Here is a 26,197-nt window from a genome sequence, read left to right as displayed (position 1 = left end):
AACAGAAGTATAATCTTTAACATTACTAGTTATGAAAAAGAAATTTCCTTCATCACAATTAATTATTAATGAAGATGGTACCATCTTCCACTTACATATCAAACCCGAAAATGTTGCTGACAAGATTATTCTTGTTGGTGACCCAGGTCGTGTAGCCCTAGTAGCTTCTCACTTTGATAATGTAGAGTGCAATATATCTAGTCGTGAATTTAACACGATTACAGGGACATATAAAGGCAAACGCATAACAGTTGTCTCAACTGGTATTGGATGTGACAATGTCGATATTGTAGTTAACGAGTTGGATGCACTGGTCAATATCGATTTCGAGACTCGTGAAGAAAAAGACACATTCAGACAGTTAGAATTGGTTCGTATTGGTACTTGTGGTGGTTTACAACCTCACACTCCAGTAGGTACATTTGTTTGCTCTCAAAAGTCTATTGGTTTTGATGGTTTGCTCAACTTCTATGCAGGCAGAGATGAAGCTTGCGATTTAGAGTTCGAACAAGCTTTCTTAAAACATATGGGATGGACTGGCAACATGTGTGCACCCGCTCCTTACGTGATTGATGCCAATGCTGAGCTCATTGAGCGTATTGGTAAAGACGACATGGTTCGTGGTGTAACAATTGCTTGTGGTGGATTTTACGGTCCTCAAGGTCGTGAATTAAGAATTCCACTACGCGATCCAAACCAAAACAGTAAAATCGAAGCATTCAAATACAACAACATGCAGATTACCAACTTTGAGATGGAAAGCTCAGCATTAGCAGGTCTTTCGAAGCTTCTTGGTCATAAAGCAATGACAGTTTGTATGGTTATAGCAAACCGCCTAAAAGAAGAAGCCAATACTGGCTACAAGAACACTATCGATACGCTTATTAAAACCGTACTCGATCGTTTCTAAATTCTAGCGAGTCTATAAAAACTTTAAGAACGAGGTATAATACTAATTATGCCTCGTTTTTTATTTCTATTCAGACCTATTCTAAAAAAAGACCTATCTTTGTAATAAGATTATAAGGAAACAATTATGATGATTCAAGATACAATTTGTGCCATTGCTACAGCTCAAGGTGGAGCTATCGGAACTATCCGTGTATCAGGCAAAGAGGCAATCACGATAACTGAAAAGATATTCCAACCGCTCAATAAAAATAAAACGCTCACTACTCAAGAGCCCTATACCTTGACTTTTGGTAAGATTATGGATGCCCAGGAAATTGTTGACGAGGTACTCGTTAGCCTTTTCCGAAACCCACACTCCTACACAGGCGAAGATTCAACAGAAATTACCTGTCATGGCTCACAATATATCTTACAAAAAGTAATGGAGCTATTAATAGCCAACGGTTGCCGAACAGCAAGCCCTGGTGAGTTCACTCAGCGTGCTTTTTTGAATGGCAAGATGGATCTTAGCCAGGCCGAAGCTGTTGCCGACCTGATTGCCTCAACATCGGCCGCTACACACCGCATTGCGATGAGTCAGATGCGTGGAGGATTTAGCAAGGAACTTGCTGAGCTTAGGAATCAGCTATTGCACATTACATCTTTAGTAGAGTTGGAACTCGATTTTAGTGAAGAAGATGTCGAGTTTGCTAACCGTGACGAACTCCGTGCATTATCAGATAAAATCGAGAAAATAATAGCAAAACTCACGCACTCATTTAGTGTAGGCAATGCTATTAAAAACGGTGTACCCGTAGCTATAATTGGTGAGACCAATGCAGGAAAATCGACACTACTCAATACACTCTTAAACGAAGAAAAGGCAATTGTTAGTAATATTCACGGAACAACACGAGATGTTATCGAAGACATCATTAATATAGGTGGTGTTACTTTCCGCTTTATTGATACTGCAGGGATTCGTGAAACTCACGACACCATTGAGAGTCTTGGGATAGAGCGTACCTTCCAAAAACTTGATCAGGCAGATATCGTTCTTTGGGTAATAGAGACTGCCATCGCTGAGGAGCAGCTCAAACTCTTGTCTGAGCGAATCTTACCACGCGCACAGGAGAAACAACTTGTTCTTGTCTTCAACAAAGCTGAGCTTATAGAAGACTCAATAAAACAAAAACTTAAAATATTAGTAGAGAACTCCTACCCTTCTACAACAGCTATATTTATATCGGCTAAAGAGAAGACTGGAATTGAGGAGCTAGAAACTTTGCTACTAGAATCTGCAAACCTACCAACAGTGAGTCAGAACGATATTATCGTGACGAATGTCCGCCACTACGAAGCCCTAACAAGAGCTTTAGGAGCTATTCATCGTGTTCAGAATGGACTAGATCAAGACATATCAGGTGACTTCCTTTCGCAAGATATACGAGAGTGTATTTATCATTTAAATGATATTGCCGGTGAGGTTACGACAGATAATGTACTTCATAATATTTTCAGGAACTTCTGCATTGGAAAGTGAAGTGGGTTTTTGAGAGGAGAACAAAGCACTAACAAAACACTAATAAAGCTAGTAATATGCTGATAATCAACACTACTTGATTTTCGGCATGTTTCTTATTTTATCTTAAAAATTTTGGCGTTTTACCTTTTTGGGCGTAATTTTGTCACCAGTTTGTCACCAGACCCGGTTATCGGTGACAAAACAGGCCATTTTAGATTATAAACTATTAAAAGTTTGCAACCATGAGTAGTGACAAAAACGTGCAAAAAAAGAACCGGTGAAAATCCGTGAGAAGAAATTGGCCAATGGAAATGTCCATCTCTTCCTAGACATTTATTACAATGGAAAGCGTACACGCGAGTTCCTGAAGCTGTACCTTATTCCAGAGAAAACTCCTGCCGACAAGGAACAAAACCGACAGACATATAATTTGGCTGTTTCGATTCGTTCAAAGAGACAGTTGGAACTTTCTAGAACTGAATACGACTTACCAAAGCCCTATGCAGAAGAAACCCCATTCTTATCATTCTATCGAAGCATGTGTGAAGAAAGACACAAGACTCCTGATTCAGATGGTAATTGGGGCAACTGGCATAGCTGTCTAAAATACCTTGAAATCTATGCTGATGAAAAAACAACATTCAAAGACATAAACAAAGAATAGGTTCTTGGATTCAAAGATTTCCTGAATACAGTAGAAAAGGATAGTCATAAAGTAACGCACAAAAAGGATAAGAGTGTATTTCAAGGTCTTTCGCAAAATTCAAAGCTCTCCTATTTCAATAAGCTAAGATGCTGTATTAACAAAGCCTTTGAAGATGGAGTTATTCAATTTAACCCAATGCGAGGCGTTGAAGGATTCAAGCAAGAGGAAGTTGAACGTGTTTACCTGACAGTTGAAGAAATAAAAAGTCTGACTGCCACTCCTTGTATGTATCCTTGGCTTAAAAGAGCATTCCTGTTCTCTTGCCTTACAGGTCTACGTAAAAGTGATATTGAAAAGCTACTGTGGTCAGAGGTTCAAGACTTCGATGGCTTCACTCGTATCGTATTCCGTCAGAAAAAGACTAAGGCTCAAGAGTACCTTGATATAAATGAACAAGCTGTTCAATATATGGGCGAACGAGGAAAGCCAACAGACAGAGTCTTCAGTTCTTTCAAATATAGCGCTTGGACTATTCTTGAATTGAAGAAATGGGCATTCACTGCCGGAATTACAAAGAATATCACCTTCCACTGCGGAAGACACAGAGAAAACTATTATCGACTATTAATCAACTGATTATGCACCCTCAACTTTTCAATAGGTAACGATTTAGAAACCAGCTTGGTTCTTAGATCTGCTTAATTTCCGCACTATATTAAAGAGCGACTTATCTTTTGTAAAGATAGAAAATAATTTTAGCCTTGTTCCAAATTAATATTAATTTCTTTTCTTCTGATTTGTTTAAATAAGGTTGCATATCCATTTGTAACTCTTTAAGAACAATGGATTCATTGGGCCGGGGTTATTAATCTAAATTGTTTATTAAGCCATATCAATATATCCTATTGTTGGAATCCTTCACAAACGTTAAAATAAAAAACTCATCCGGCAACTTCTTAGGTATATTTATCTAAGTATTATCTATTACTTAAATCGATTCAAACACACCCCCATACGTTTCATCCGTCATTTTAGTCGGTTGAGTCAAAAAAAACATTTTAATAAATTAGTGTCATAATATCTTTGGCATTATATAAATGAATAATTGATCGATGTATAAGCTATGTATGTGCCTTACTTTCTTGTTTTTTATTTTTGAACCAATAAAATCCCAAGGAATAGAAAAAGAATACTAGGCTGTAGCAATGACGATGAAGATAATCTGGATGTAGAAAAGCCGTCCATCGATATGAGTGGTAGTGATGCTTTCCCTCAGAACTGCATCATTTTGTATCGGGGTGAAAGCTTCCCTTTCAGAGCTGTATTCATCGATAACCAGGAATTGGGGAACTATAATATCGAAATACATAATAATTTCGACCATCATTCGCACAGCACGGATGATGTGGAATGCGATCTTGAACCGAAAAAGAAACCTGTAAAAGCATTTGTTTACAATCAGGATTTCTCAATTCCAGCAGGGAAAAAGACCTTTGAAGCTGATATCGATATTTCAATACCCTCAGATGTGGATACCGGAGATTATCATTTTATGATACGGCTTACTGATAAATCAGGGTGGCAACAATTAAAAGCTGTCAGTATAAAAATTAAGGATAAACCTTGATTGATGAATTGTATTTAAATGATTCCGGGAGTTTTAAAATCTCTCGGAATTATTTTTTCTGACAATCAGCACAAATTCCTTCTAATAGAATCTGGGCAGATTCAACTTTATATCCGGCAGGAAAATCTACCTCCTTATCTAAAAAAGAAGAATCCAGACAGGTAACCTTGTCACAAATGGTACAATGGAAATGTGGATGTACTTTTGCCAAAACAAGATGTTCACTCAGTGCATATTTTACAGACGTGTTGTTAAGGACGATACGATGTATAACCTTACTTTCTTCCAATGTTTTTAATGAGCGATAAAAAGTAACACGGTCAAATAAATCGGCAAAAGCGTCTGTTATTTCGCTTTCGGTCAAGGCTGTATTTTCGCTCTCAATTAATTTGTCCAGAATGCATTTTCTGCAAACAGTCTTCTTTATACCATATTTCTTTAGAATCTGTTCAGCTGTCATATCTTTTCTTTTTGCAAAAATAGCAAAAGTTAAGGTTATCAACGAATAATAGAACTTAATATCGTGTTGTGTAGAAAAATGGGTTACTCCAGAATGAGTATTCCATTAACCTGCCTACAAATTCGGTAGAAGAAAAGGAATGCCGAGGGTGTATCAATATCGTTAATCCGTTTTATGGTAGTATCGTATTAGGTACTCCCATTGCCCTCTAAAGTTGTCGTAAAATCGTATAGGATAACGGAATTTTTGAACTTGCTATCTCAATTACATGGAAAAATGTTCAGTATTTCCCATCCTGATAAATTCGGAGATACCATAATAACAGCAGAAAAACTAAAAAAAGAATTTTAATTAGGTTATATTTAAATCTTTATCTGCATCATATGGAGAGATAAAACATCCTATTTAATTATTTCCATTGAAAATTATAGTCATACAGGAAATAGGTAATGAGAAATTTCTCTCTAAGTTCATCATTGCCAAAGAAAAACACACATTTTTCTTCGATCCTTTTTTGCATACCTTGTTTATCATAAAATTGATAATTACAATAAGTGTCAGTATACAAATAGAAGGTTTCAACTTTTTCTTCTTCCAGATACTGAATAAAGCTTTGAAAAAGTTTCTTTCCCAATCCTAAACCGCAATATGCTGGATTAATCACGAAAAATGAAAGTTTACCGCCGTAATTTCTCCCACTATTTTTCATGAGTTTTTTGTATATTTTATTCATTTCGAAAAAACTCTTTAATCCAGAGCGCCCCTCTTTTGTAAGTAATAATTGTAATATAGCTAAAAATAATCGTATCACATATTTAAGGTGAGCTTTCTGCTTTTGTTTATTATTACCGGCAATGATACCCACCGTTTGTTTATTTACGACTACAACTCGATTAAATGTCTGATATATTAGATTATAGCTGAGGTAGGCTTTTGAAAGCAACATCGCCGTTTTATCTCCAAAAGACTCTGTTAAATGCCATGTTTTGCAGATGTCTTTTTCCAGCAATACATAATCATGTCTTTGTATTTTTCTTAAAATGATTAGACCTGTAGTCTTCTGCTGTTTCATCATATCTACTTAAAATTTGAGATAAGACAAAGTTAAAACTATGGGGGGACTGGAATAAGGTTAGAATTTGTTATTATTAGGTACTTTTAGAAACTAAAACTTGAAAATACCGCTTTTTATAAGCACATTTGTGGTAAAAATAGGAATATGCTAAAGATTGATTCAAGTATTATAACTCAGAATAAACCCTATGCAATTGGAGTGTCCGATATGAAAAATCATACCGGAAGACTACTAAATGTTTGTGGAAATACTATTCTTATATGTCAATCAGGACAAGCTATTATCTCTTTATATTGGAAGAGACATATTTTTAAAAAGGGAGATGTTATTGATCTCTATCCTGACATGGTTCCGAAAATATTGAATGTGTCAAATGATTTTTCATGTTTCTATTATATATTGTCTTGCGAATATAGTAATGAAGTGTAAATAATAATCCAAAAGTACTCCACTAATCTACTCGAAAAGTATACCACCTAAGGAGGTAAGATTGACTTGTTTTTCTTTTCACTGTAAGTTAAAACCAGTCATTCTTATTAACAATTACTAACATTATAAACTCCTTTGTGTCTTTGATTATAAACACACAAAGGATAAAATGATTACAATGGTGGATCGACAACAAATAATACACATGTATCGCACTCTGGGCTATAGTAAACGAGCTATAGGCAGAACTTTAGAAATTAATCGTAAGACTGTAGCTAAGGTTATTAGTGAGTATGAAGCATCTCTTTCTTCGGCTGATCCCGAAGCTTCTCTGGAGACACTCTTGACTCGTAAACCTACTTATGATAGCTCCTCGCGTAAGCGTAAAGTGATTACAGGAGCCCTGCAAGAGCTGATTGACAGTTGCCTTAAAGATAATGCTCGTAAACGAGCCAATGGTCTCAGGAAGCAATGTATGGTAGGTATCGATATTTATGAACTTGCTCTTTCCAAGGGTTTTAAGGTAAGTTACTCTGGAGTTTGTAAATATATCAAAGAGGTCAAAAATAAAACTCTTCCATCCTCCAAAGAAGCTTTTATTCGTGGCTATCATCCTCCTGGTGAGAGCTGTGAGTTCGATTGGGGCGAGGTCAAGCTTTACATTAGAGGCAAACAGCAGAGGTTTTATATGGCTGTTTTTACCTTCAGTCATAGCAATGGTCGTTATGCATGGCTTTTTCGTCATCAAAATACGCTAGCTTTTATGGAGTCTCATCGCAACTTTTTTAAAGAGGTTGGTGGTGCTCCTAGCGTGATGGTTTATGACAATATGCGTGTGGCTATCAAGGAGTTTGTAGGTGCAGAAAAGAAGCCTACCGAAGCTCTACTTCGCTTAAGTAACTTCTATCAATGTCATTATCGCTTCTGTAATGCTCGTGCAGGTTGGGAAAAAGGGCATATAGAACGTAGCGTAGAGTATATTCGTCGCAAAGCTTTTAGTGTTCTTCTACGTTTTGACAGTCTAGAAGAAGCTCGAAACCAACTGTCTACAACTTGTAAACGTATTAACACAGAAGAAGGTAGCTCCTCTACTGTGGGCAAGAAATCTAAATTAGAGGCTGAGTTGGCTGCTCTCAGAGCATATCATAATGAGATGGGGTGCTTTGAGCTAGAGACTTACAAGGTAGATAAGTGGTCAACTATTTGCATGAAAGCCTCTCACTACTCCGTTCCTGACACCTTGGTGGGTAAGCTTGTGGATGTGAAAATCTACTCCGAAAAACTCGTTATGCTCTATCAAAATCAAAAGATAGCTGTTCACGAGCGCATCTATTATCCAGCTGGTTGGAGCATAAAGTTAGAACACTATCTAAATACTTTATTGCGCAAGCCTGGAGCTGTACATAGTTCCTTGGCTCTTCAGAAGATGCCTGAAGGTATACAAAAGTTGTTTGACAAACAGTTTAAGGACAAACCAAAGGATTTTGTATTGCTCCTACAATATGCTTTGGATCAGAACTTTACAGGCTTAGATATTATAGCAGCTTATCAGGACTTGGAATTTAGAGGTATAAGCCAAGTATCAGCAGATCAAATAAAAACCATGATGCATGCCCTAAAAGAGCCCAAAGACGAGGTCTTGAACCTGTTACATCCAAAAGCAAACAAAGAGCAATCGATTGATATAGAGGATGGTTCGCCTCAAATATTATCCTCTATATCTCGTATGATGGACAATTACAAACATTAATTTAAAGACTAGAAACATGGAAGAATTATCAGAAAAAGAACGCATAAAAGACTATGCCAAAGAGTTAAAAATCAGTGTGATAAAAGATGAACTCGACGATTTTATTACACTTGGAACAGAGCAGAACTGGACGTACAGAACGCTTCTGTGCCAGCTTCTAAGCAAAGAAGTTGCCCTTAGGACTGAAAATAAGCGCAAGCAACGCATCCGAAGAGCTGGTTTTCCTGAGCTCAAATATCTTCAAGAGTTAGTCAGAGAAGAACTTCCTAAAGAGGGACAACTTGTTCTACCAGAGCTAGAAACCTTAGATTTTATCAAGGAAGGACGCAACATCGTCTTTTGTGGAAATCCTGGAACTGGAAAAACACATTTATCCATCGGGTTAGGAATAAAAGCTTGTTTGGAGGGTTGCACAGTGTTTTTCACCTCTGTTCCACACCTGCTAACTCAAATTAGAGAATGTCGCTCGCAGAAGAGTTTGAGGCAGTTGGAGCTACGTTTTCAACGCTACGATTTAGTAATTTGTGATGAATTTGGGTATGTAAGTTGCGATAAAGAAGGTGGAGAATTACTATTTAACCATCTGTCGCTCAGAGCTGGAAAGAAAGCAACAATCATCACAACAAATCTGGCTTTTGATAGGTGGGGAGAAATCGTAAAAGACAAAGTATTAGTGGCTGCAATGGTAGATAGGTTGACCCACAAAGCACATCTTATTAGTATGAATGGACAATCATATCGTGTTAAAGAAACTGAAAAAATGTTATCAAAAGAGTTAACTAAATAACGCTTTTACGTTCTTTGAAAATCCTTCCTAAATGGTATACTTTTCAAGTAGAAAGTGGACCCTTTTTCAATTATCATATACACCCCCACTCTTTAAGATAGGAGATAACAGCCTCATAACAAACGAGATAAAAACAAATATGTTTTACAACACATTTATAAGTGTACAATATTACACTTAATTAAATATCTTGCAAGTGTAATTGAAACACTTATACTGAGAACACGAAATAATAATCTAATTTAATATAATCTTGAAATGAGAAAAGCACTATCCCTTTTTGCACTATCCCTTTTCTGTTTGCTACACTTGCAAGCAAAAAACACGTTGATAGCAAGTCCAGACAAAAATCTGAAAGTAAATATCAGTTTAAATACCGCTGGCGAAATCAAGTACAATGTCTTTTACAAAGAGAAAGCTATACTAGAAGACTCGCCTCTGGGCATGGTGACTAGTGTGAGCGATTTTAGTAAAAACCTAAAACTAATAGACACCAAAGAATCGGTAATAGATAAACACTATTCTCAAAATCGTATAAAACAAACTGAGGTTCACTATCTAGCAAATGAGGTGATTCTGAATTACGAAACACCAAAAAAAGAAAAGATGAGCCTTGTAATGCGTGTCAGCAACAACGACATTGCATTGAAATATACCTTGGCACAAAATGGAGAAACGGCTCGTTGCATTATCCAAAAAGAGATGACAGGGTTTAAGTTTCCCGATTTCACCACCACTTTCCTCACACCGCAAGCCACACCAATGATAGGCTGGAAACAAACCAAGCCTAGCTACGAGGAAGAGTATATTCCTGATGAGGCACTTGGCACACCATCAAAATATGGCGTGGGCTACACCTTCCCAGGACTATTCCATGTGGGAGACAATGGCTGGGCACTCGTTTCAGAAACGGGCGTAAGCAGCTTATACTGTGCATCTAAACTAAGCGAAGGCACAAAAGACGGATTATACACCGTGGCTTTCCCCGAGGCGGGAGAAAACAATGGCATGGGCATGGCAAACCCTGCAATAGCACTACCTGGCGAAACACCATGGAGAACAATTACGGTAGCAGACAACTTGAAACCAATAGTAGAAACCACTATTCCTTTTGATGTAGTAGAGCCTTTGTACAAACCTTCGACTGATTACAAGTTTGGACGTTCTACATGGAGCTGGATAATGTGGCAAGACCATAGTTTGAACTATGACGACCAAGTGGCATATATCAATCTCGCAGCAGACTTAGGTTATGAATATGTATTGATTGATGGGTTGTGGGATAAGCAAATTGGACGTGAGCGTATGCCCTCGTTATTCAAATATGCACAATCGAAAGGAGTAGATGTGTTTCTATGGTACAACTCTAATGGTTACTGGAATGATGCTCCACAAGGTGCAAAACAATGTATGCACACATCGGTGGCTCGCAAGGCTGAAATGAAATGGCTGAAAGAACATGGCATCAAAGGAATAAAAGTAGACTTCTTTGGAGGAGACAAACAAGAAACCATGAAACTCTACGAAGACATATTGTCCGATGCCAACGACTATGGCATTATGGTTATTTTTCATGGTTGCACCCTACCTCGTGGATGGGAGCGTATGTATCCCAACTTTGTGGGCAGCGAGGCTGTGTTGGCATCTGAGAATCTCATTTTTTCGCAAGATGCAAACGATGCTGAGGCATATAATGCTACGCTGCATCCCTTCATTCGCAACAGCGTTGCCTCTATGGAATTTGGTCCTGTGCTACTCAACAAGCGTCATAACAGAACAAATGATGGAGGGCAAATAAGAAAAACAACAGACATCTTTCAACTAGCTACTGCTGTTCTCTTCCAAAGCCCTGTGCAAATGTTTGCAATAGCACCCAACAACCTCACGGACTGCGACAACTTGGTAATCGACTTTATGAAAAACGTGCCTACAACATGGAACGAGACAGTTTTGATTGATGGCTATCCTGGCAAATATGTAGTGCTGGCTCGTCGTCATCAAGACAAGTGGTATGTGGCAGCCATAAATGCAGAAAAAAATGCTAAAAAAATCACCATCAATTTGCCCATGTTCAACAACACAAGCAAACTGCAAATGTATTCGGACAAAAAAGATCGTTCGCCACAATTGGAAACTAAGAGCCTCAATAAAAAAGGAGAATTGACAATAGAAATACAATCGGAGGGAGCAGTAATTATTACAAATTAATTGGCTATGAATTTAGTTTCACACTTCAAAAATATATTTTCCATTGCAGCAGCATATCTGCTTGTTTCTACGGGAATGTATGCTCAAACAACTAAGCAGATAGAGACCTTTCATCTGAAAGATGTTACCCTACTTGCCAGTCCGTTCAAGCATGCTCAACAACTGAACAAGCAATATTTGCTAGCCCTAGATGCAGACCGCCTTCTTGCCCCATTTGTGCGAGAGGCGGGGCTGGCTCCCAAAGCAAAATCGTATACCAATTGGGAAAATACGGGATTGGATGGACACATTGGTGGGCATTATCTATCGGCATTGTCGTTGATGTACGCATCCACAGCCGATACGCAGATAAAAGAACGATTAGACTATATGCTCCACGAAATGAAGCGTATACAAGACACCAACGGCAACGGATATATTGGTGGTGTGCCCGATAGCAAAACCATGTGGAGCCAGATAGCTCAAGGCAATATCAAGGCTAGTGGCTTTGCGCTCAATGGCAAATGGGTTCCGCTCTATAATATTCACAAAACCTATGCAGGGCTCAGAGATGCTTATTTATATGCAGATAGCGAATTAGCAAAAACGATGCTCCTCGAACTTACAGATTGGATGATTGACCTCACCCAAAATCTAAGCGACGAGCAAATGCAAGATATGCTACGAAGCGAATATGGAGGGCTAAACGAAACCTTTGCAGATGTGGCAGCCATTAGTGGCGACGAAAAATATATCCAACTTGCCAAACGTTTTTCGCATCTCGTAATACTCAATCCATTGTTAGAAGGTGAAGATAAATTGACAGGAATGCACGCAAATACTCAAATACCTAAGGTATTGGGTTATAAACGTATTGCTGATATTTCGGGAGATAATAATTGGGCTAATGCGGCTCAGTTCTTTTGGGAAACGGTGGTAGAACATCGTTCGGTGTGTATTGGGGGCAATAGTGCCAACGAGCATTTTCACCCATCTCACAACTTTGAGCGTATGATAAAAAGTACCGAAGGACCCGAAACTTGCAACACTTACAATATGCTCCGACTGACTAAAATGTTGTACCAAACCTCGCTCAACGAAAAGTACATAGACTACTATGAACGAGGATTATACAATCACATTCTGTCGTCGCAACATCCCGAAACTGGGGGGCTTGTCTATTTTACACAAATGCGACCAGGGCACTACCGTGTCTATTCGCAACCAGAGACAAGTATGTGGTGCTGTGTAGGTTCGGGCATCGAAAATCACTCTAAATATGGCGAAATGATTTATGCACATACAGAAAACGAATTGTATGTCAACCTCTTCATTCCCTCCACCTTGCAATGGAAAGAAAAGGAGGTGAAAGTTATTCAACAAAATAATTTTCCGAATGAGGCTAAAACAGAATTGACCATTGAGCCACAAAAGAATACAGACTTCACCTTAAAACTACGCTATCCATCGTGGGTAGAAAAAGGTGCGTTAAAAATTAGTATCAATGGAAAGCCTCTTGCAGTTTCACAGAATCCAGCAAGTTATGTAAGCATCAATCGCAAGTGGAAAAAAGGCGATAAAGTGACTATGGAAATGCCAATGCGCATCACCACAGAACAATTGCCCGACAATTCTAACTACTTCTCGTTTCGTTATGGACCCATTGTTCTAGCAGCCAAAACAGGTACTGAAGACCTGAAAGGGCTCTTTGCTGACGATAGCCGAGGTGGACATATTGCACATGGCAAACAACTGTCGTTGAACGAAATGCCCATCATTGTATCCGAAGTCAATGAACTTACAAATCAGTTGAAACCTGTTGCTAACAAGCCACTTACTTTTAGTTTAACAAATCTCTTTCCGCAAAAATATGAGGGAGGGCTAGAGCTCATTCCGTTCTATACCTTGCACGATGCTCGTTATATCATTTATTGGGCGCAAGCCACTACGCAAAGTGTAAAGGAAATTCAGACGAAAATAGAACAAGAGGAGAAAGAGCGCGAGGCTCTGAATAATAGAACAATAGACCGCCTAACTTGTGGAGAGCAACAACCCGAATCGGATCATTTTATTCAATTCGACGACTCGTGGACGGGTTCTGTGGATGGCATCAGTTGGAGAGAATGCAAAGGATATTTTAGCTACCAACTGAAAAATGAGAACAAAGATGCGAAACAACTCTACGTCGCTTATTTTGACAAAGACCACCATCGAAATCTACGAATCACCATCAACGACATCGAAGTTTTCAATCAAAATATGAAGGGAGATAAAGGCGATGATTTGCAAACCATGTACATCAATATCCCACAAAGCGAAAAAGGCAAACAGCGTTTAATCATCAAATTTACACCTACCAAACAAGGTGATATGACGAACAAAATAACAGAGGTGCGCCTGCTAAATCAATAGACTAAGTAAAAATATAAATCATTATAGAACAAAACTTTAAATCATGAAAAAGCATAAATTAATCATCCTATTTGCATTACTATGCATCGGAGTAAAATCGTGGAGTACACCACCCCCTCCCACCCCTAATCAGGCATATCTATTTGCCTACAACACAGACAATAAGGAAGGGCACGGAGGCATTCAATTTGCATGGAGTAGCGACCAAAAGGTGTGGCATCCCGTGGGCGATGGATTCATTTTTCTACGAAGCGACTATGGGCGATGGGGCTCTCAAAAAAGAATGTTTCACCCCTTCATTCACCAATCGCAAGACGGCACTTGGCATGCAGTATGGACACTCAACAAACAAGACGGAGCCATTGCCTATGCCTCCTCTAAAAACTTGGTAGATTGGCAACCCCAAGCCTACCCCATTCTATCGGATGGCAAAAATTGTCTATTGACCGAGATTGTTCCACAAAGCAATGGCTACACCATTTCGTGGGCTAGTGCAACGGGCAGCGACACTACTTTTTATGCTAGTACGACCAAAGATTTCAAGACCTTTGGCACAAGTAAAAACCTTGCTAAAAGTGAACGCAAAAATCTGCGCCAAAACATTAAAATTGGTAATACAATACAACAAGGTACTATCCATCAAGTGGCATGGGAAGTGCTAGAAGGCTTGGAGAAAAAAGTAAACCTAACCAACTATCGCAACCAACTATTTGCAGAAACCACAAAGGAGGATGCAAGTCGTTTTGCAGGGCTCAAACCCTTGAATGCAAAGCTGACAATAGACCCGCATCAGACAAAAGAAATTAGCGATATGCTGATGGGTATTTTCTTCGAAGATATCAACTATGCTGCCGATGGAGGAATCTATGCCGAACTGGTGCAAAATAGAGGTTTTGAATATCAACTATCGGATAGAGAAGGCGACCAAAATTGGAATAGCTACAAGGCTTGGGCACTAAAAGGTAACGACGCTACCTTCAACATAGAGACGGCAACCCCTATTCATGCAAACAATCCGCACTATGCACTACTCACCATCAACAAGGTGGGGGCAGCCTTGCAAAACGAAGGCTTTGATGGCATTGCCCTCAAGGCAAACGAAAAATATGATTTCTCACTATTTGCAAAAGTGGTGGACGGAAAATCATCGGCGCTGAAAGTGAGATTGATAGATGAAAATGGAAATGTATGTGGAGAGACTCAAATCAAATCTATTGGGGGCGACTGGAAAAAATATCAAGCAGTCATCACATCTAAGCAAACTGTTGCAAAAGCTCGTCTCGAAGTTGTGCCACAATCGGAAGGCAAACTAGCTTTGGACATGATTTCTCTTTTTCCACAAAAAACATTCAAAGGACATAAAAATGGCTTGCGTGAAGATTTGGCACAAGTGCTTGCCGACATGAAACCTCGTTTCGTACGTTTCCCTGGTGGCTGTGTAGCACATGGCGATGGCATAAACAACATCTATAATTGGAAAAACACGGTGGGAGAATTGGAGGCTCGCAAACCTCAACGCAACTTGTGGGGCTACCATCAATCGGCTGGTTTGGGCTATTACGAATATTTCCAATTCTGTGAAGATATTCAAGCCGAACCTGTGCCTATTGTAGCCGCTGGCGTACCTTGCCAAAACTCGGCGCACCATGGTTGTGCAATTGGAGGACAGCAAGGTGGAATACCAATGGAAGAAATGGGAGCTTATATTCAAGATGTGCTAGACCTCATAGAATGGGCAAATGGGAATCCTAAAACTAGCAAGTGGGCAAAAATGAGAGCCGATGCTGGACACCCCAAACCATTCAACCTAAAATATATTGGGATAGGAAACGAGGACTTGATTTCGGAAGTATTTGAAGAACGTTTCAAAATGATATTTGATGCTGTCAAAGAAAAACATCCTGACGTAACAGTAATAGGAACGGCTGGTCCATTCTCCGAAGGCTCTGACTATGAGCGTGGATGGGCATTTGCAAGCGAACAAGAGATTCCGATACTAGACGAACATTATTATCAGCCGCCAGCATGGTACATCTACAATCAAGATTTTTATGATAGATACGATCGCAACAAGTCTAAAGTCTATTTGGGCGAATATGCTGCGCATCTACCTGGCAGACCAAACAATTTGGAGACAGCTCTGGCAGAGGCTTTGCACCTCATCTCGTGCGAGCGAAATGGCGATGTAGTGCACATGACATCTTATGCTCCACTATTGGCAAAGGAAGGTCACACGCAATGGAATCCCGATTTGATTTACTTCAACAATACGGAAGTGAAGCCAACAGTGGGCTACGAAATTCAAAAGCTTTTTGGAGAACATGCGGGAGATGAATACATTTTTTCGAACATAGAAGTCGATACTAACGATAGTAAGGTGAGCAAACGTATTGCTTGTTCGGTAGTGAAAGACAGTAGGACAAACGATGTGATAGTCAAACTAGTAAATCTGCTACCCACAGAAGTAGCTCTTGCACTAGACACAAAAAAATTGGGCATAGATACTCTACAAGCAAGCAAAATAATATTAACAGGAAAAACTGACGACAAAAAGGCAATGCCTACTCACAGCAAAGTAAATGTGGCAGAGTTGAACAATTTGGAGTTGCCAGCCTATTCATTTACACTCATCAGATTTTCGAAATAACCAATATCTAGTTTTATGAAAAAATATTTTATTAGCAGTTTACTTGCCTTCAGTACGCTTTTTGCATCGGCTCAGGGCGAAGTAACGATTAAGACCTATCCGCAACAAGCGAATCAAAAAATAAGCAAACACATCTACGGACATTTTGCCGAACATCTAGGCACGTGCATCTACGGAGGACTATGGGTGGGCGAAAACTCTAGCATCCCCAACGAAAAAGGATATAGAAAAGATGTATTGGAGGCACTCAAAAAACTTCAAATTCCCAATCTGAGATGGCCTGGTGGATGCTTTGCCGACGAATATCATTGGATGGATGGCATAGGCGCAAAAGAAAGTCGCCCCAAAATGGTGAACAACAATTGGGGTGGAACTATTGAGGACAATAGCTTTGGCACACATGAGTTTCTCAACTTGTGCGAAATTCTAGATTGCGAACCCTACATCAGCGGAAACGTGGGTAGTGGCTCGGTAGAAGAAATGGCAAAATGGGTAGAATACATGACTTCGGATGGAGATAGCCCCATGGCAAACCTGCGCCGAAGCAATGGAAGAGATAAGGCTTGGGATGTAAAATTCTTTGGAGTGGGCAACGAGAGTTGGGGCTGCGGAGGAAATATGCGTCCCGAATACTATGCCGATCTTTATAGACGCTATTCGACCTATTGCAGAGACTATGACGACAATCGTCTGTTCAAGATAGCGAGCGGTGCATCTGACTACGACTACAACTGGACAGAGGTGCTGATGAAAAACATAGGTCATAGAATGAGCGGTTTATCGGTGCATTATTACACCATTACGGAATGGGGTGAAGGCAAAAAAGGCTCGGCAATAGATTTTACGAATGATGAATACTATTGGATTATTGGCAAATGCTTGGAAATAGAAGAGGTGCTGACAAAGCATATGGACATTATGGACAAGTATGACAAGGACAAAAGAATAGGGCTAATGGTGGATGAATGGGGAACTTGGTTCAACGAAGAACCTGGCACTATTCGCGGGCATCTCTATCAGCAAAACTCGATGCGTGATGCTTTTGTGGCGGCACTTTCGCTCAATATTTTCAATAAATATGGCGACCGCATTCAGATGGCAAATATTGCACAATTGGCTAATGTACTGCAATCTATGGTACTGACCAAGGATGATAAAATGACATTGACGCCCACCTATCACGTTTTTGAGATGTACAAAGCACATCAAGATGCTACGCATATTCCAATAGATTTGACATCGGATACTAGAGAAATCAGAGGGCGCAATATCAACACTGTGAGTGCATCTGTTTCGCAAAAGGGAGATGCTGTAAATCTTACGCTCACGAATATAGATTTGGAGACGGATCGCAAAATTGTAATCGACCTACCCAACCCTAAAGCAAAAAATGTGAATGGACGTATTTTGACCTCAAAGAACATTACAGATCACAATACTTTTGAGCAACCCAACTTGGTGAAACCAGAAGTATTTAAGGATGCAAAAATAAGAAATGGGAAATTAGAACTAACCATTCCTGCCAAGTCTATTTTGGCATTGGAGGTACAATAATGAGAAGAGAAGAATTAAGAAAGAATAAAAAATAATATGACAATTATGAGAAAATTTAAAATCTATGGTCTTTTAGCATTCCTCCTCTGTGGTGGGATGCTAAATGCACAACAGACTGCTCAGTTTACGCTAGATGCCAAGAAGATAGGTGCACCTGTGCAATCTACAATGTATGGCTTGTTTTTTGAGGATATAAACTTTGGTGCCGATGGTGGTTTGTATGCCGAATTGGTAAAAAATAGATCGTTCGATTTTCCTCAAAATCTGATGGGCTGGAATACCTTTGGCAATGTGGAGGTGCTGAAAAGCAATCCGCTATTTCCAAACAATCCTACCTATCTGAAACTGTCTACGAGTGGACACAATCATAAACATACGGGAATAGAGAATGAGGGTTTTAGAGGAATGGGCTTCAAAAAAGGAGAGCAATATCGCTTTTCGGTATGGGCAAAAAGTGAGAGCGATGCTCCACAAAAACTTCGCATAAACTTGATAGACTCGCACAATGAAGTGATTGGGAGCAAAGACTTGGAAGTAAAAAGCAAGGAATGGAAAAAATATGAATTAGAAATTTCGCCCAAAACAACTGACAAGAATGGACGACTACGCATTTTCTTAGCCTCGCAAGGAGAAGTATATATAGAGCACGTTTCGCTATTTCCTGTGGATACATGGAAAGGCAGAAACGGTGGTTTGCGCAAAGACTTGGCACAAGCTCTTGCCGACTTGCAGCCTGGTGTATTCCGCTTTCCTGGAGGGTGCATTGTAGAAGGAACTGACCTTGACACACGCTACGATTGGAAAAAAAGTGTGGGAGCTGTAGAAAATCGTCCACTCAACGAAAACCGTTGGCACTATACGTTTACACATCGTTTTTTCCCTGACTATTATCAAACCTATGGACTAGGATTTTACGAGTATTTTCTACTTTCGGAAGATATAGGTGCCGAGCCATTGCCAGTAGTCAATGTAGGTTTGGCTTGTCAATATCAAAACGAGTGCTGTGTGGCGCATCAACCTGTGGGAGAGCTGGATGACTATATTCAAGATGCACTAGATCTCATAGAATTTGCCAATGGCAGCACAGATACAAAATGGGGAAAACTACGTGCCGAAATGGGGCATCCTGCATCCTTCGAAATGAAATTCTTGGGCATCGGAAACGAGCAATGGGGCGAAGAATATGTAGAGCGTCTTGCGGCATTCTCTAAAGCAATACGCGCCAAACATCCTGAAATAAAACTAATTGGAAGCTCGGGACCATCGGCAGATGGCAAAGAATTTGACTACTTGTGGCCTGAGATGAAACGCCTGAAAGTGGATTTGGTAGACGAACATTATTATCAAACTCCAGAGTGGTTCTTGAAGAGTGCAACTCGCTACGACAATTACGATCGCAAAGGACCTGCCGTATTTGCTGGAGAATATGCTTGTCACGATCATGCATCGGGCAAAGACAACAACTTTTTGTCGGCATTGTGCGAAGCTGCTTTCATGACGGGGTTAGAGCGAAATGCTGATATTGTGCATATGTGCACCTATGCACCTCTATTTGCGCACGTGGATGCTTGGCAATGGAAACCCGATATGATTTGGTTCGACAATCTATCGGTGGTAAAAACGCCTAACTACTATGTGCAACAGCTATATGCTAAAAATACGGGAACAAATGTGCTGAATCTGACTTGGAACAAACAAGCCATCACAGGGCAAGAGGGACTATACGCATCGGCAGTATATGACAAAAACGAAAAGTGCTATATCGTAAAAGTAGTGAATACGACAAAGGAAAGCAAAGCTATCAACCTCACCATTACAGGTTTGCGCAAAAACCAAACACTAACTATTGGCGAATGCACCCTGATGCAAAACATGAATGCGGGGGCTGTTAATACACTTGAAAACAAGAATGCGGTTGTTCCTCAAAAAACGACTGCTACATTGAACGGAAATGTGGTTGCCATTGCAGCTCAAGCAAATTCTTTTGGTGTATATAAAATTACTGAATAAGATAGATGAAGTATGGAGGCAGTAAAAAACCTCCATACTTAAATTTCTTACACAAGTACGCTGAATGATGCAATATATAGACAGACATGGATGCAACAAGAAATTTCTCTTTGTCGCTTTAAATGTTAAATTATACGATATATTTGTATTCAGTAAAATAAATGTAGAATGTGCACTTATAGGGTGCAAATTAGAATTAATATAAATTTTACCAAATGACTCCTTCATTTTATAAAGAACAGTCGAAGTTTTATGTAGCAGTAGACTGTATAATCCTTGGATTTAAAGATGCTAAAATATATCTCCTGATTTCGAAACGAAAGTTTGAACCACTCAAAGGAAAAGATTCGCTAATGGGTGGATTCCTACAACCCAACGAAAGCCTATCGGAAACAGTATCGCGCGTGGTCTATGAATATACCGACATCGAAGACGTGTATCTGGAGCAAGTGGGCATCTACGGAGATGTGAGCAGGGATGAGGGTGAACGAGTTATTTCAGTGGCATACTATGCCTTGATAGACCTAGAGCTGTTTAACGACGAACTATGCAAAAAGCACAACGCCTATTGGATAGAATTGGACAAGGTAGAAAATCTTGTTTTCGACCACAACAGAATGCTAGTAGACACCATTACCATTCTACGCAAAAAGGCTGCATCGCAACCCTTAGGGTTTAACTTGCTGCCCGAAAAATTCACATTGCCGCAATTGCAAATGCTCTACGAAGCCATTTACGATACGACATTGGATAAACGCAACTTTAGAAAAAAAATTCTAGAAATGGATATTCTAGAAAAACAAGAAGACAAAGATATGTCGAGCTCCAGAAAAGGAGCTTTTTACTACAAGTTCAACAAAGAGAAGTATGATAGTCTACTAAACAAGGGCTATTATTTCTCACTATAAAACATTAAGAACCAAGCATCAACGAGGGGTAGGCAACAGTCTATCTCTCGTTTTTTTATACAATAATTCAAAACATGTTTTACAACACACATTAATAAGTGTAAATATTGACACTTATTGCTAATATTGCATAAGTGTAACATCGACACTTATATGAAACCATATTCAAAAAATCTAAATCAAGCATTATGAAAATCAGTCTATATTCTATCCTTCTGTGTTTTCTTTTTTCATGCACCACCTCGGTAAAAGAAGAACTGCCATTGTTCAAAGCAGAAGCCTTTGAAACTAATATTGCGGGCAAGCAAGTTTCGCTCTACACGCTGCACTCGGGCAATGGACTCACCATGCAAGTTACCAATTATGGCGGACGCATAGTTTCGTTATGGGTTCCCGACAAGGATGGCAAATACGAAGACGTGGTGTTTGGTTTCGAAAGCATCGACAACTACATCAATCATCAAGGCGAAAGGTATCTAGGGCCTGTAATTGGACGTTATGGAAATCGTATTGCAAATGCAAAATTTGAACTAGATGGTGTAGAATATCAACTTCCTGCCAATGATAACGGGAACACCTTGCACGGAGGACCACAAGGCTTTGACGATCAGGTATGGACTGTGGACAAGGTATCGGACAATAGTATCCAAATGTCGTACACCTCGCCCGATGGCGAAGAGGGTTTTCCTGGAACTGTGAAAACTGTGATGACCTACGAATTGAATATGAACAACGAGTTCGTTATCAACTATAAATCTACGACCGACAAGCCAACACATATCAATCTGACTAATCACTCGCAATTTAACTTGAAGGGGGCTGGCAATGGCGACATATTGGATCATATGCTCACCATCAATGCAAGCCATATCACACCTGTGGACAGCGTGTTGATTCCTACGGGCGAAATAGCATCAGTAGAGGGCACTCCTTTCGATTTCAGAATGGCAACTCTCATTGGCAAACGCATTGATGAGGATAACGTTCAACTAAACAAAGGTAAAGGATACGACCACAACTGGGTAGTAGACAAAACAGAAGAAAACAAAGTGGAACTCATAGCCACTGTATATGAGCCACAAAGCGGACGTGTGATGGAAGTATTGACAGACCAACCAGGGGTGCAAATATATACGGGCAACTTTTTCACGGGCGAGGTAATGGGCAAATACAACAAACCATTGCACCATCGTGGAGCCATAGCTTTGGAGGTACAGAAATTTCCTGATACACCCAATCAGCCCAACTTCCCGACCACTCGTGTCAACCCTGGAGAGGTATATACTCAAACATGTATTTACAAATTTTCGGTAGCGAAATAAATTCAACACATACTTAAAATAAAAGACATGTTACAAGAATTGAAAGAAGATGTATTCAGGGCAAATATAGAGTTAGTAAAACACGGACTTGTCATCTTTACTTGGGGGAATGTGAGCGCCATCTGCCGCTCGCAAGGATTAGTTGTCATAAAACCCTCAGGAGTATCATACGACACCATGACTGCCAACGATATGGTTATCATAGACCTAGACGGCAAAATTGTGGATGGCAAACTAAAGCCATCATCAGATACTCCAACTCACCTTGCTCTTTACAAGGCATTTCCAAATATTGGCGGTGTAGTGCACACCCACTCCACCTATGCCACAGCATGGGCACAAGCAGGACGAGACATTCCGAATATTGGAACCACACATTCCGACTATTTCAAAGAGGCAATACCCTGCACACGCGCTATGACTCAAGACGAAATAATGGGCAATGCCTACGAATTGGAAACGGGCAATGTGATTATAGAAACTTTTAGAGAAATGAATCCTGACTATACACCAGGAGTGATAGTCAACAATCATGGCCCTTTTACGTGGGGAAAAGACGCTTTCGATGCCATCCACAACTCGGTAGTATTGGAGCAAATAGCCAAAATGGCGGCTATCTCCATGAGTGTGAATCCGAAGAGTGGAATGAACAAACACTTGATAGAGAAACACTTTTCGCGCAAGCACGGGCCTAATAGCTATTATGGACAAAAATAATTTATTTATTAAAATATAACTAACAACTTAAATAATGAATATCATGACTTATAAAGACTTAGAAATTTGGTTTGTAACTGGCGCTCAACTTCTATATGGTGGCGACGCAGTGGTAGCAGTAGACGCTCATTCTACTGAAATGGTAAAAGGATTGAACGACTCGGGCATTCTCCCTATCAAGGTGGTATATAAAGGAACAGCAAACTCATCGAAAGAAATTTCGGAGATAATGCGTGCTGCCAATGGCGACACCAAATGCGCAGGTATGATTACTTGGATGCACACTTTCTCGCCTGCCAAAATGTGGATTCATGGTTTGATGGATTACAAAAAACCATTGCTACATCTACACACACAATTCAACAAAGAAATTCCGTGGAGCGAAATCGACATGGACTTCATGAACCTCAACCAATCGGCGCATGGCGACCGTGAGTTTGGTCACATCACTAGCCGTTTGCGCAAACCTCGCAAGGTGGTAGTAGGATATTGGAAAGATGAAAATACGCAAAACAAAATAGCTGCTTGGATGCGTGTATGCGCAGGATGGGCAGATTCGCAAGATATGCTTATCATCCGTTTTGGTGATAATATGAACAATGTGGCGGTAACAGACGGAGACAAAGTGGAGGCAGAAATCCGCCTTGGCTATCACGTTGACAATGCACCTATTGCCGACCTTGTGCCATTTGTAGAGGCAGTAACAGAGGCAGAAATAGATGCTAAAATTGCTAAATACGAGAAAGTATATGAATTTGCAGACGACTGCAAAAAAGGAGCAGAAAAACACCAATCGGTACGTGAGGCAGCAGCTCAAGAAATAGGGCTACGCCGTTTCTTAGAAGACAAAGGAGCTAAAGCATTTACTACCAGTTTCAACGAGCTTGAGGGCATGAAACAATTGATGGGCTTTGCCTCGCAACGCTTGATGGCTGAGGGTTATGGCTTTGGAGCAGAGGGAGATTGGAAAACAGCGGCACTTGTGCGCACCATGTGGGTAATGGGACAAGGACTACCAGGTGGACAATCGTTCCTAGAGGATTATACACTCAACTTTGACGGAGAGAATAGCACGATTCTGCAATCGCATATGCTAGAAATCAATCCAGATATTACAGGAAATAAACCTCGTATCGAAGTACATTTCCTAGGCATTGGCGATGCTGGAGTTTGCGCTCGTCTTGTATTCCAAGCGCATAAGGGAGAAGGTGTGGCAGCTACCATTGTGGATATGGGCAACCGCTTCCGTATGATAGTGAACGAGGTGAAAGTGGAAGAAACTAAAGCTCTACCAAAACTACCTGTGGCTTGCGCCCTTTGGAAACCTATGCCAAACCTAGAAATTGGGGCAGGTGCATGGATTCTGGCAGGTGGTACGCACCACTCTAGCTTTTCTTTTTCTATCACTACCGAAATGCTAGAGGACTATGCAGAAATAGCAGATATAGAAATGCTAATAATAGACAAAGACACTACTATTCGCCAATTCCGTCAAGACTTGCGAAACAATGAAGTGTACTATATGCTAAACAAAGCATTCCGCTAAGTTTTATAATAAAAAACAAGAGTAAACTATGAAATACACAATAGGACTCGACTATGGCTCTGACTCGTGCAGAGCCTTGGTAGTCGAGGTAGAAACAGGAAAAGAAGTAGCATCTTCGGTAAAATATTATAAGAGATGGGCGAAACAAGAATATTGCATTCCCCACAAAAATCAATATAGACAACACCCTCTCGACTATGTGGAAGCACTAGAAGAATCGGTGAAAGAAGCATTGAGTCTATCGCCAAAAGGCACTGCCGAAAATGTAGTAGGCATTTCTTTCGATACCACAGGCTCTACACCTGTGCTCATCGACAAGGATGGATTGCCATTAGCACTTCGCCCCGAATTTACCGAAAACCCCAATGCTATGTTTGTGTTGTGGAAAGACCACACCTCTATTGCCGAGGCGGCTCGCATCAACGAGTTGGCAGCAAAATCGGAAATAGATTATACAAGTCATGTTGGAGGAATATATTCGAGTGAGTGGGTATGGGCAAAGATGGCTCACGTGCTCAATGTGGATGAGTCTATCCGCGATGCAGCCTACAGTTGGGTAGAGCATTGCGATTGGATGCCTGCATTGCTGACCGATATTACCAAACCCGAAGAAATGATTCGTAGTAGATGTTCGGCAGGACACAAGGCTATGTGGCTAGAGGAATGGGGAGGACTACCTCCTGATAGTTTCCTAGAGGCTATTAGTCCACACCTCAAAGGCTTTAGAAGTCATTTGTTCGAAAAAACATATACGAGCGATGCCAAAGTGGGCAACCTAACTGCCGAGTGGGCGCAGAGATTAGGCTTGTCTACCAATGTGGCAGTAGGCGTAGGTGCTTTCGATTGTCATATGGGAGCGGTGGGTGTAGAGATAGGTGCAAAAACTTTTGTGCGTGTTATCGGCACTTCTACTTGCGACATCATGGTGGCATCGTACGAAAAAATGAAGAACAAACTTGTACCAGGCATTTGCGGACAAGTAGACGGTTCGGTACTTCCTGGGATGGTAGGCTTGGAGGCTGGTCAATCAGGTTTTGGAGATATTTACGCATGGTTCAAGTCGGTGGTGGCATGGCCAATAGAAAATATTGTTGCCAAATCTACATTGATAGATGATGCCACAAAAGCAAAATTGGTGGAAGAGGCATTAGACCAAATTATTCCAGCACTTTCTGAAGAGGCTTCTAAAATAAAAGTAGAGGATAGCACCGTTCTAGCAATAGATTGGATGAACGGACGACGAACTCCTGATGCAAGTCAATTGGTAAAAGGAACTATCACAGGATTGAATCTGGCGAGCGATGCTCCGCTTATTTTCAAGGCATTGGTAGAGGCTACGGCATTTGGCTCTAAGGCTATTGTAGACCGCTTTTTGGAAAATGGGATAGAGATAGAAACGGTGATTGGTATTGGAGGCATTCCGCTGAAATCGCCATTGGTAATGCAAACTTTGGCTGATGTGCTGAATATGCCTATCAAGGTGGCAAAATCGGAGCAAGCTTGCGCACTTGGTGCAGCTATGTTTGCAGCGGTGGCAGCGGGTGCGCATCAAGATATTGCAACTGCGCAAACCAAAATGGGGCAAGGCTTTGCAATGGAGTACTACCCTATCAAAGAAAATCACGAGGCATACATGAAAGTATATCAAGACTATAAAACACTTGGAGGTTTTACGGAAGAAACTTTCTTCTCTTGATAAACCCT

General features: G+C 40.3%; 17 protein-coding genes and 1 pseudogene. 16 read left to right on the top strand and 2 right to left on the bottom strand.

What is annotated here, in order from left to right; translation table 11 throughout:
- Positions 1-31 precede the first annotated feature (31 nt).
- The 4 genes and pseudogenes from B091_RS0100350 (at position 32) to B091_RS0100335 (ending at position 4,689) form a co-directional block, all read left to right on the top strand.
- Positions 32-910, top strand: a complete 879-nt coding sequence (locus tag B091_RS0100350; protein ID WP_018108011.1) for a nucleoside phosphorylase — start codon at positions 32-34, stop codon at positions 908-910.
- Between the two features lie 129 nt (positions 911-1,039).
- On the top strand, positions 1,040-2,434 hold the full coding sequence (gene mnmE, locus B091_RS0100345; RefSeq protein WP_025069313.1) for a tRNA uridine-5-carboxymethylaminomethyl(34) synthesis GTPase MnmE: 1,395 nt from the start codon (positions 1,040-1,042) through the stop codon (positions 2,432-2,434).
- A 259-nt stretch (positions 2,435-2,693) separates the two neighbouring features.
- Positions 2,694-3,698: pseudogene (locus B091_RS11570) on the top strand (phage integrase SAM-like domain-containing protein).
- Between the two features lie 532 nt (positions 3,699-4,230).
- On the top strand, positions 4,231-4,689 hold the full coding sequence (locus tag B091_RS0100335; RefSeq protein WP_026166269.1) for a DUF4625 domain-containing protein: 459 nt from the start codon (positions 4,231-4,233) through the stop codon (positions 4,687-4,689).
- A 49-nt stretch (positions 4,690-4,738) separates the two neighbouring features.
- Here the strand turns inward: B091_RS0100335 and B091_RS0100330 are convergent, their stop codons facing one another.
- A complete protein-coding gene (locus B091_RS0100330) occupies positions 4,739-5,149 on the bottom strand; it encodes a Fur family transcriptional regulator (RefSeq protein WP_018108006.1) in 411 nt (136 codons plus the stop codon).
- Between the two features lie 409 nt (positions 5,150-5,558).
- Positions 5,559-6,224 (bottom strand): GNAT family N-acetyltransferase, encoded by a 666-nt coding sequence (locus B091_RS0100325; RefSeq protein WP_018108005.1) that lies wholly within the window; start codon positions 6,222-6,224, stop codon positions 5,559-5,561.
- Between the two features lie 598 nt (positions 6,225-6,822).
- Here B091_RS0100325 and istA point away from each other — a divergent pair.
- The 12 genes from istA (at position 6,823) to B091_RS0100260 (ending at position 26,189) form a co-directional block, all read left to right on the top strand.
- Positions 6,823-8,403, top strand: a complete 1,581-nt coding sequence (gene istA, locus B091_RS0100315; RefSeq protein WP_018108003.1) for an IS21 family transposase — start codon at positions 6,823-6,825, stop codon at positions 8,401-8,403.
- A 16-nt stretch (positions 8,404-8,419) separates the two neighbouring features.
- Entirely contained in the window at positions 8,420-9,190 is a 771-nt protein-coding gene (istB, locus tag B091_RS0100310; RefSeq protein WP_018108002.1) for an IS21-like element helper ATPase IstB, read from the top strand.
- A 258-nt stretch (positions 9,191-9,448) separates the two neighbouring features.
- Complete coding sequence (locus tag B091_RS0100305) at positions 9,449-11,398, top strand: glycoside hydrolase family 97 protein (RefSeq protein ID WP_025069311.1); 1,950 nt, start codon at positions 9,449-9,451, stop codon at positions 11,396-11,398.
- A gap of 6 nt (positions 11,399-11,404) precedes the next feature.
- Positions 11,405-13,789: a glycoside hydrolase family 127 protein gene (locus B091_RS0100300; RefSeq protein ID WP_025069310.1), complete on the top strand. Its 2,385-nt coding sequence runs from the start codon at positions 11,405-11,407 to the stop codon at positions 13,787-13,789.
- 43 nt (positions 13,790-13,832) lie between these two features.
- The gene (locus B091_RS0100295) at positions 13,833-16,436 is read left to right on the top strand and encodes an alpha-L-arabinofuranosidase C-terminal domain-containing protein (RefSeq protein ID WP_018107999.1); all 2,604 of its coding nucleotides are present in this window, start codon (positions 13,833-13,835) and stop codon (positions 16,434-16,436) included.
- A gap of 15 nt (positions 16,437-16,451) precedes the next feature.
- Complete coding sequence (locus tag B091_RS0100290) at positions 16,452-17,990, top strand: alpha-N-arabinofuranosidase (RefSeq protein WP_018107998.1); 1,539 nt, start codon at positions 16,452-16,454, stop codon at positions 17,988-17,990.
- Positions 17,991-18,086: 96 nt separating this feature from the next.
- Positions 18,087-20,000, top strand: coding sequence for an alpha-L-arabinofuranosidase C-terminal domain-containing protein (locus B091_RS0100285; protein WP_018107997.1), 1,914 nt, complete (start codon positions 18,087-18,089; stop codon positions 19,998-20,000).
- Positions 20,001-20,215: 215 nt separating this feature from the next.
- Entirely contained in the window at positions 20,216-20,908 is a 693-nt protein-coding gene (locus B091_RS0100280; RefSeq protein ID WP_018107996.1) for an NUDIX hydrolase, read from the top strand.
- Between the two features lie 188 nt (positions 20,909-21,096).
- On the top strand, positions 21,097-22,230 hold the full coding sequence (locus B091_RS0100275) for an aldose epimerase family protein (RefSeq protein ID WP_018107995.1): 1,134 nt from the start codon (positions 21,097-21,099) through the stop codon (positions 22,228-22,230).
- Between the two features lie 27 nt (positions 22,231-22,257).
- Positions 22,258-22,947, top strand: coding sequence for an L-ribulose-5-phosphate 4-epimerase (locus B091_RS0100270; RefSeq protein ID WP_018107994.1), 690 nt, complete (start codon positions 22,258-22,260; stop codon positions 22,945-22,947).
- Positions 22,948-22,990: 43 nt separating this feature from the next.
- The gene (gene araA, locus B091_RS0100265) at positions 22,991-24,493 is read left to right on the top strand and encodes an L-arabinose isomerase (protein ID WP_081605800.1); all 1,503 of its coding nucleotides are present in this window, start codon (positions 22,991-22,993) and stop codon (positions 24,491-24,493) included.
- A gap of 28 nt (positions 24,494-24,521) precedes the next feature.
- The gene (locus B091_RS0100260; RefSeq protein ID WP_018107992.1) at positions 24,522-26,189 is read left to right on the top strand and encodes a ribulokinase; all 1,668 of its coding nucleotides are present in this window, start codon (positions 24,522-24,524) and stop codon (positions 26,187-26,189) included.
- Positions 26,190-26,197: the final 8 nt, after the last annotated feature.

Origin of the sequence: Bacteroides propionicifaciens DSM 19291 = JCM 14649 (genome assembly GCF_000375405.1) — a bacterium.
GTDB lineage: Bacteria > Bacteroidota > Bacteroidia > Bacteroidales > Bacteroidaceae > Bacteroides_E > Bacteroides_E propionicifaciens.
Note: the sequence above shows the minus strand (reverse complement) of the source record. Positions and strands in the feature narration are given on the sequence as shown.

What these genes read in the sequence shown, in the direction of transcription:
- B091_RS0100350 (WP_018108011.1), top strand. Translation starts at nt 32, where the DNA reads ATGAAAAAGAAATTTCCTTCATCACAATTAATTATTAATGAAGATGGT.
- mnmE (WP_025069313.1), top strand. Translation starts at nt 1,040, where the DNA reads ATGATTCAAGATACAATTTGTGCCATTGCTACAGCTCAAGGTGGAGCT.
- B091_RS0100330 (WP_018108006.1), bottom strand. Translation starts at nt 5,149, where the DNA reads ATGACAGCTGAACAGATTCTAAAGAAATATGGTATAAAGAAGACTGTT.
- B091_RS0100325 (WP_018108005.1), bottom strand. Translation starts at nt 6,224, where the DNA reads ATGATGAAACAGCAGAAGACTACAGGTCTAATCATTTTAAGAAAAATA.
- istA (WP_018108003.1), top strand. Translation starts at nt 6,823, where the DNA reads ATGATTACAATGGTGGATCGACAACAAATAATACACATGTATCGCACT.
- istB (WP_018108002.1), top strand. Translation starts at nt 8,420, where the DNA reads ATGGAAGAATTATCAGAAAAAGAACGCATAAAAGACTATGCCAAAGAG.
- B091_RS0100305 (WP_025069311.1), top strand. Translation starts at nt 9,449, where the DNA reads ATGAGAAAAGCACTATCCCTTTTTGCACTATCCCTTTTCTGTTTGCTA.
- B091_RS0100300 (WP_025069310.1), top strand. Translation starts at nt 11,405, where the DNA reads ATGAATTTAGTTTCACACTTCAAAAATATATTTTCCATTGCAGCAGCA.
- B091_RS0100295 (WP_018107999.1), top strand. Translation starts at nt 13,833, where the DNA reads ATGAAAAAGCATAAATTAATCATCCTATTTGCATTACTATGCATCGGA.
- B091_RS0100290 (WP_018107998.1), top strand. Translation starts at nt 16,452, where the DNA reads ATGAAAAAATATTTTATTAGCAGTTTACTTGCCTTCAGTACGCTTTTT.
- B091_RS0100285 (WP_018107997.1), top strand. Translation starts at nt 18,087, where the DNA reads ATGCTAAATGCACAACAGACTGCTCAGTTTACGCTAGATGCCAAGAAG.
- B091_RS0100280 (WP_018107996.1), top strand. Translation starts at nt 20,216, where the DNA reads ATGACTCCTTCATTTTATAAAGAACAGTCGAAGTTTTATGTAGCAGTA.
- B091_RS0100275 (WP_018107995.1), top strand. Translation starts at nt 21,097, where the DNA reads ATGAAAATCAGTCTATATTCTATCCTTCTGTGTTTTCTTTTTTCATGC.
- B091_RS0100270 (WP_018107994.1), top strand. Translation starts at nt 22,258, where the DNA reads ATGTTACAAGAATTGAAAGAAGATGTATTCAGGGCAAATATAGAGTTA.
- araA (WP_081605800.1), top strand. Translation starts at nt 22,991, where the DNA reads ATGACTTATAAAGACTTAGAAATTTGGTTTGTAACTGGCGCTCAACTT.
- B091_RS0100260 (WP_018107992.1), top strand. Translation starts at nt 24,522, where the DNA reads ATGAAATACACAATAGGACTCGACTATGGCTCTGACTCGTGCAGAGCC.